The organism is Streptomyces anulatus, from assembly GCF_000721175.1.
Taxonomy (GTDB): domain Bacteria; phylum Actinomycetota; class Actinomycetes; order Streptomycetales; family Streptomycetaceae; genus Streptomyces; species Streptomyces anulatus_C.
Genome location: NZ_JOEZ01000019.1, coordinates 98,684 through 106,590 on the forward strand (window position 1 = coordinate 98,684; position 7,907 = coordinate 106,590).

The following is a 7,907-nucleotide window of genomic DNA, read 5'->3' on the forward strand; positions in this document are numbered from 1 at the left end:
GTTCTCTCCCCGTGGTCGCAGCTCAGCGGTGGGAACGGTCGAGCGCGGGGGCCGCGACCGGCGTGACGGTGAGATCGAGGCGCGCCGACCGGACCGGTCTCGCGGCGGGGCGGACGGGACTCGTACGGATCTCGGCACGGCGAGGCCAGTACCGGCGACGCCGGTACCCCGGTGGCGGGAGCGGGGCCCGGCCGGTCCCCTCGGGCGCGCCGGGGCCGAGTACGACGTGGGCGTTGGTGCCGCCGAATCCGAAGGCGCTGACCGCGACGCGGCTGCCGGCGGGCAGTTCGGTCGTGGTGCGCGCGGGGAAGAACGGTGACTCGGCGAACGCGAACCGCGGATTGGGCCGCTCGCAGTGCAGGGTCGGGACGATCAGCCCGTGCCGGAGCGTCTGCACGGCCTTGATGAATCCGGCGATCCCGGCCGCGCTGAGTAGGTGGCCCATCGAGCTCTTGACGCTGCCGATCCCGCAGTACTCCCGGTCGCCGGTGTGCTGCCGGTAGACGGCGGTCAGCGCCTGCAACTCGATCGGGTCGCCGATCATCGTGCCGGTGCCGTGCGCCTCGACATATCCGATGGTGCGCGCGTCGATGCCGCCGCGGGCGAGCACATCGGTGATCAGCGCCCGCTGGGCGTGCCCGTTCGGGGTGGTGTGGCCCATCGTGCGGCCGTCGTTGTTGACACCGGACGCTTCGATGACCGCGAGGATGCGGTCGCCGTCGCGTTCGGCGTCGTCGAGACGCTTCAGCATCACCAGCCCGGCGCCCTCTCCCGGGACGAAGCCGTCGGCGGACTCGTCGAAGGTGCGGCAGCGTCCGGTGGGTGACAGCGCCTTGCCGGCGCTGAGCATCAGATACGGCTCCTCGTCCAGGAGCAAGTCCACGCCGCCGGCCAGCGCCATCTCGGACTCGCCCAGCATCAGGCTCTGCGCCGCCAGGTGCACGCTGACCAGCGCCGACGAGCACGCGCTGTCGACCACGAGGTTCGGCCCGGCGAGGTCGAGGAAGTGCGACACGTGCGCCGCGATGTAGTTCTGGTTGATCCCGACGATGGACTCGCGGGTCAGCGGCCGCAGGTATTCGCGGTGGTTGCCGGTCCGGCCGCCGACGAAGACGCCGACCCGGCGGCCGCGCAACTCCTCGTCGGTGTACCCGGCGTCGTGGACGCATTCGACGGCGACCTCCAGCGTCTTGCGCACCAGGGGGTCGAGCTGCCGTGCCGTCTCGTCGTCGAAGCCGAAGTAGCCCGGGTCGAACAGGGCGGCGTCGTCGAGGAAGCCGCCCCACCGGCTCTGGCTGAACCCGGGGCCGCCGTCCGGCCGGTAGAGCGCCGTGGTGTCCCACCGGTCCGCCGGCACGTCGCCGACCATGTCCCGCCCGGCGAGCAGTGCCTGCCACAGCTGTCCCGGGTCGGCGGCGCCGGGTAGCCGGCAGCCCATCCCGATGACCGCGATCCGCATCGGCACGCCGTCCGCGGCGGGCGTCCGCGCCGGCGCCGCGGACGCCACCGGGCCGGTGGCCGGGGCGCGCACTCCTCCGTCGGTGAGCGCGGCGGCGAGCCGGGCCAGTGTCGGATGCTCCTGGAGCAGGCTGGGATCCACAACGTCGCCGAGCGCCGCCTCGAGATCGCGGACCAGCTCTGCCATCAGCAACGAGTCCACGCCGAGGTCGACGAGGTTGGTGTCGGGCCGCAGCAGGGACCGATCGGTGCGAGTGGTCCGAGCCACCACGTCGGCCAGCCAGTCGATGGTGTCCGGCTCCGGCCCGTCCGCCGGAGCGGTGACCGGCGCCGGGGCCGCCTCGGGGGCACGCCGGGGCGCCCGGAACAGGTCGTCGGCCGGCGCCGTCGTCCGGCGAGTCAGGCAGGGAAGCAGAACCGGCTCGCCCGGCACCCGCAGCGCCAGGTCGAGCAGTCGCAGCGCGTCGGTCTCCGCCAGGTCGGGGATGCCCAGCTCGGTCCCGGCGCTGGTACGCCGCTCGCCCATCCCGACGTCCCGCCAGAGCGGCCACCGCAGCGACCGGACCACGCACCCGGGCTCTTCCGCGTGCGCCTCGGCGAAGTCGTCGAGGACGTTGTTGGCCGCGGCGTAGTCCAGATAGCCCCCGGCCAGCCGCGGCGACCCGGCCGCGATCGAGGAGAACAACACCATGAGCCGCGGCAAACGGCTGCCGAACGCCGCCCACAGTGTCTCGACGGCGAGTTTGGGCCGCAGCACGTCACCGATCTCGCTGGCCGTCTTGGCCAGGAATGACCGGGGCTGGTGCATGACCCCCGCGCAGTGGAAGACCGCCGCGATCCCGCCGGCGCGGCTTCGATGTCGGTTGATCAGTCGGCGCAGCGTGCCCACGTCGTTCAGCGCATGTGTGTGGACGGAAAGCTTCACGTCCCGGTCGGCGAGGGCCAGCAGAGCGGTGAGGCGCGCGCGCAGCAGCGGGTCGGTCGACGGCTCGGCGACCAGGGACGCCCAACGGTTGCGGGCGGGCAGCGCGGAGCGGCCGATCAGGACGAGGTGCCGCGCACCCCGGTCGACCAGGTGCTCGGCGAGGCGCAGGCCGATTCCGCCGACGCCCCCGGTGATCAGAACGGCGCCCCGGTCCAGACCGGTCAGCGGGTCGAAGTCGCCGGGCTGGGCGGACCCGACCACGCGGCGCCGCCGCCGGGAGCCGGCGTACCCGATCTCGGTCTCCTGGTCGTCGGCCGTGCTCTCGGCCGCGACCGCGGCGGCCAGGTCCGCAAAGTCACCGTCGACCCGGACGGTGCGGGAGACCACCGTGGGCAGTTCTCCGGAGACGGCGCGGTAGAAGCCAGCCAGCGCCGAGCGGCGGGCGCCGCTGACGTGCAGGCAGCGCAGGCCGGTACGCGGATGCCGGCCGAGCACTTCGCGCAGCACCTCGATCCGCTCGGTGACCAGCGCGCCCGGTTCGCTCCAGTCGACCAGATCGGCGACGCCGACCAGGCCCGGCACGGCGGGCAGCGGATCGCCGGGGCGATGCGCGAGGGCGTCGTCGCCGAACAGCGTCGGCGCCAGGTTCGGGTCCGTCGTGAGGACCAGGAAGCGGCCGCGCTGAGCCGGCGCGGGTGGCGGCGCGTCCTGCCAGGCCGCGGTGAGGAACTGAGGGGCGGCAGTGGGCGCCGCCCAGTGCTGGTCCCGGCGGAACGGGTAGGTCGGCAGCGACACAATGGGGGCGGCCGGCACCGGGCCCTCGATCCCGGCGTCGCCGGTGAGCGGCTCGGCGTCGACGGCGGCGGCCAGCGCGTCCGCGAGCTCGCCGAGGTCGGCCGCCGTGACGGTGACGCGGCAGGCCAGCGTGGCCCGGCCGGTGCTCATCGTCCGAGCGATCGAGGCGAGCGGGGGCGCTTGCGGTGACCGCACCACGTTCAGCAGCGCGACGAGCGCGTCCCGCAGGGCCTGCGGGGTGCGGGCCGACACCGGCACCGCCACCCGGCCGGCCGGCAGCGCCTCGGCGGCGGGCGGTGCCTCCTCCAGGACCGCGTGCGCGTTCGTGCCGCCCATGCCGAACGAGCTGACCCCGGCCCGGCGGGGGCCGCCGCCGGGCGGCGGCTCCCATGCGGCCTGTTCCAGCTGGAGCCGCAACGGCGACCCGGACAGGTTGATCATGCGGTTCGTCCGGCGCACGTTGCGGGTGGCCGGCAGGGTCCGGTGGCGCATCGCGAGAATGACTTTCATCATTCCGGCGATACCGGCGGCGGCCTCCAGATGACCGATGTTGGTCTTGATGGATCCGATGCCGCAGTGCGGCGCGTCCGGCATCGGGTGCTGACTGCGGGCGTACAGCCGGCGGAACGCCGCCACCATGGCCGACACCTCGATCGGGTCGCCCAGCCGGGTACCGGTGCCGTGCGCCTCGATGTAGCCGATGGTGGTGGGGTCGACGCCCGCCGTGGTGTATGCGCTGACCAACAGGTCGGCCTGGGCCTCCGGGTTGGGCGCGGTGAACGACTGCGCCTGCCCGCCGTGGTTGACCGCCACCTCGCGGATCACCGCGTGCACCCGATCGCCGTCGGCGAGCGCCCGGTCGAGGGGTTTGAGCAGCAACGCGCACGCCCCCTCGCCGCGGACGTAGCCGTCGGCGCCGTCGTCGAACGTGTGGCAGCGTCCGCGTGGGCTCAGCACACCTGCCCGCTGGTACGCCGCGTGCTGTCCCGGGTCGCACAGCACGTTCACGCCGCCCGCGATGGCCTGGTCGCATTCGCCGGCCCGCAGCGCCGCGATGGCCTGGGCGACCGCGACCAGCGACGACGAGCAGAGGGTGTCCACGGTGACGCTCGGGCCGCGCAGGCCCAGGGCGTACGAGACCCGGTTGGCCACCAGCGACGGGGAGACCGCGACGCTCAAGTGCGGTTCGTCGCGACCGGCGTGCTCGGCCAGAACGGTGGCGTAGTCGGAGTGGCACACCCCGGTGTAGACGCCGGTCCGGCTGCCCGCCAGCGTGGTGGGATCCTGTCCGGCGTCCTCGGCCGTCGCCCACGCCACCTCGAGCATGAGTCGCTGCTGGGGATCCATCAGCGCAGCCTCGCGGGGACTGATGGCGAAGAATTCGTGGTCGAAGCGGCGGATGTCGTCGAGCAGCGCCGCCCGTCCCACCAGATCCGGGTGCGCGGCGGTGTCCCAGCGGTCGATCGGGATGTCGCCGACGGCGTCCTCGTCGCGACCGAGCAGGTCCCACAGCTCACCCACGTTGTCCGCCCCGGGGAAACGTCCGGCCATGCCGATCACCGCGATCGGCGCCGAGGCGTCCGGCTTCGGTGCGGCCGTGGCGGCGACCGGTTGGGGCTCGCGGTCTTCGCCGCGTATCACCCGTGCCATGGCGGCGGCGGTGAAGGCCTGGAACATGGCGCTGGGATCGATCTGCAGACCGTGCTCGTCGTGGGCCAGCGCCACGACCTCGGCCAGCGCGACGCTGTCCAGGCCGTACCGCCGCAGGTCGTCGTCGGCGGTCAGGGAGCCGGCGGGCCGACCCAGCGCCTGTTCCAGCAGCGGCAGCAGCACCGCGTCCAGGTCGTCGGGCGTGGGCGCCGGGTCCGGCCGGGCCGTCGCGGCGCGGGTGGTGACGGTGTTACCCCAGAGGTCGCCGAACACGCTGGGCCCGCGCAGTGCTTTGACCGTCTCGATCCGGGCCAGCGGCCTGTTGTCGTCCTCGCGCAGCAGCGTCGAGGTCAGCACCGCCCGGTGGCCGTCCTCCAGGCGCAGGTCGTCGAGCCGGTATCGCACGGTGTCCTCGGCGCCGCAGTTCGCCAGATACACGATGTCGCGGCTGACGGTGGCGGCCGCGGTGGCCCACTCGCCGCCTGGCGCCAGCGAGTGCAGGTACCGACGCTCGCCGTGGTCGTTGATGTGCGGGTAAGAGGCGAAGTAGAGCAGGCCGAGGGCGTTGACGTCGACGACCGGGTTGAGTTCGTAACGCTCGGTGTGCAGCCCGGGACCGTCCAGGTGGCGCCCGCTCTGCGCCTGGAAGTCGTGCAGGAAGGCAAGCTGGTCGGCGTCCGGTTCACGGGCCGGCAGGCAGCCGGGGAGCTGTGGGACTCCGGGGACCAGCCAGTTGCGGTCCGAGCGGCGGACGAAGACGGTGAGCAGCCGGACGTCGACGTGTGCCGTACCGGTGGCGAACCGGATGTCGGACAGGAACCGCCGGTCGTCCAGTCTGGTCAGTTCACCGCTCATCTCGCCTTCGTCAAGCTCGGCGAAAGAGGCGAGCGAGGCGCTCGCAGTGTGCCGGACCCGGACGAAGGCCGGAAGTAACCGGGTGCCGTCGGCATCGGCGAGTTTGTTGACCGAGGTGCCGAAGTACTCACCGATCAACGACCAGTGCAGGTCGCCGGACTCGCGTAACAGCCAGTTCTCGGAGAGGCCACCGGTGGCGAGCGTCGGCAGGCCCAGAACGACATGCCGGGCGGTCACGAGGCAGAACCGGAGGGGTGGTGACCGGGGAGCTGTGCGTAGCCGTGCTGCCACCTGCCTGGCCCCCATATTCGGTGATATAACGGGCCAGAACCCACACTCATCTGCATCAGAAAACTCCCCTGTGTCATCCGCTGCATGCAGAACGTAGTCCAGTGGATCACTCCCGTCTACAGCGCCTTGCGGTTACTTTTCGCCTTACCGAGCGTGACCAACCGCCGATCAAGGAACGGGCAAGACGGTCATTCGTGCAGCACACACCGAAGAATGCCGGGGCCCCCACCACCCGCCTCGTGAGTCGAATTTGGAGGATGCAGTGGACAAGATTTGCGATATTCGTCACACTGAGCAAGCGGGTGGTCACCCGTGACCACCGGAGCCGACGACACCGGATTGCTGAACGCCCTCCTTCCATCCGGTGTCGCCGTTTCCGAGCTGTTCACCGACCCACTGCACATCGACCTGCACCCGCAGGAGGCTGCCGTCGTGGCCCGCGCAGTCGACAAGCGCCGCCGCGAGTTCGCCGCCGTCCGTCTCTGCGCACGCACCGCGCTGAGACGGATTGGAGTGCCTCCCGGACCGATCCTGCCGGGCCCCAAGGGTGCACCGCAGTGGCCGAACGGAGTGATCGGCAGCATGACGCACTGTGACGGCTACCGAGCGGCGGCGGTAGCTCATCGCGCCACATTCGCCTCGATCGGGATTGACGCCGAGCCGCACGCCGCTCTGCCCGACGGCGTGGAAAAGCTGACCGCGCTCCCCGAGGAGCGAATAGCCCTGACCCGGCTGGCCGTCACCCACCCTCGCATACACTGGGACCGGCTGCTGTTCAGCGCGAAAGAGAGCGTTTACAAAGCGTGGTTCCCATTGACCGGCCGCTGGCTGGACTTCACGGAATGCATCATCACGCCCGATCCGGAACGTCACACCTTCACGGCCGACCTGACCGTGCCCGGACCAATTGTCGCCGGAGACCGGATCAGCCGGTTCACCGGACGCTGGCACGCCGGGGGTGACGCTCGACACGTCGTCACCGCCGTCACCGTGCCGTGGCCCGCATGACGAACCCCACCAGCCACGCCGGAAAACCCCCGGCGTGATCACTCGCGGCCCTCAGTCGTGTCAGCCAGGGCGGGCATGTGCTCGGCCGGTTGATCCGCTCCAGCGGGTTCGTCGACTGGATCAGCCAAGGCGGTCAGGTCGTCCTTGGCTTCCAGCAGCATCTGTTTGCCCGTGGGAACTGGCTGCCGAGCATGTCGGTGACGGTATCGACCTGGGCCCTCACCACGCTCTGGCTGGGCTGGGCGAAGATCGTGCGGATCGTCGCGGCGACCATCTCGCCGGCGTCCTTCAGGACCACGCCGAGGACCTCCCGGCCGCCGTCCTCGGTGATGCCGGTCGCGATGGCCACGGCCCGGGAGGCGATCTGGTGGTGGCCCCAAGCCTTGCAGTAGGTGACGTCGAGGTAGATGTAGGGGAAGCGGGCGCGGTCCAGCAGCCTGGTGCGGAACGCGGTCAACGGCTCGTCCAGGGCAGCGCAGATCCGGGAGACCTCGCACTTGGACGTCCCCGTGTCCACCCCCAGGGCTTTGACCAGGTCGTTGACCGACCGAGTGGAGACACCCTCGATGTAAGCCTCCATGATGACGGTGCAGAGGGGCCTTGTCGATGCGGCGTCGCCGTTCCAGCAGACAAGGGAAGAAGCTGCCGGTCCGAGGCTTCGGGCCGCCAACTCCAGGTCGTCGACCTGTGTGGTGAGCGTCTTGTCCCGGTGTTCGTTGCGGCAGTTGGTGCGGCTGTGGGTGTGCTCATTCCACTCGGCGACGCTGCGGACGAGTGCGAGTCCCTTGGCCGAGCGTAGTGACTGAAGCAGGCAAAGCAGTTCAGACTAGTACTCCAGTCGTAGATCGTGATCTTCATGCCTGGGCGACCTGTCGCCGATAGTGGCTGGCTTGGGCTCGGGACTGGTGGCGGCGTCGCCAAGTGG

The 7,907-nt window shown here is 71.2% G+C and carries 3 protein-coding genes; 1 reads left to right on the forward strand and 2 read right to left on the reverse strand.

Annotated elements, in window-relative coordinates; all coding sequences use genetic code 11:
* Positions 1 to 22: 22 nt before the first annotated feature.
* A complete protein-coding gene (locus tag IG90_RS0123200; RefSeq protein ID WP_051860218.1) occupies positions 23 to 5,920 on the reverse strand; it encodes a beta-ketoacyl synthase N-terminal-like domain-containing protein in 5,898 nt (1,965 codons plus the stop codon).
* Positions 5,921 to 6,313: 393 nt separating this feature from the next.
* On the opposite strand from IG90_RS0123200, the gene IG90_RS0123205 reads away from it, so the two are divergent.
* Positions 6,314 to 6,982, forward strand: coding sequence for a 4'-phosphopantetheinyl transferase family protein (locus IG90_RS0123205; protein ID WP_030587758.1), 669 nt, complete (start codon positions 6,314 to 6,316; stop codon positions 6,980 to 6,982).
* Positions 6,983 to 7,115: 133 nt separating this feature from the next.
* On the opposite strand, the gene IG90_RS40780 is transcribed toward IG90_RS0123205, so the two are convergent.
* Positions 7,116 to 7,802, reverse strand: coding sequence for a transposase (locus tag IG90_RS40780; RefSeq protein ID WP_078585383.1), 687 nt, complete (start codon positions 7,800 to 7,802; stop codon positions 7,116 to 7,118).
* Positions 7,803 to 7,907: the final 105 nt, after the last annotated feature.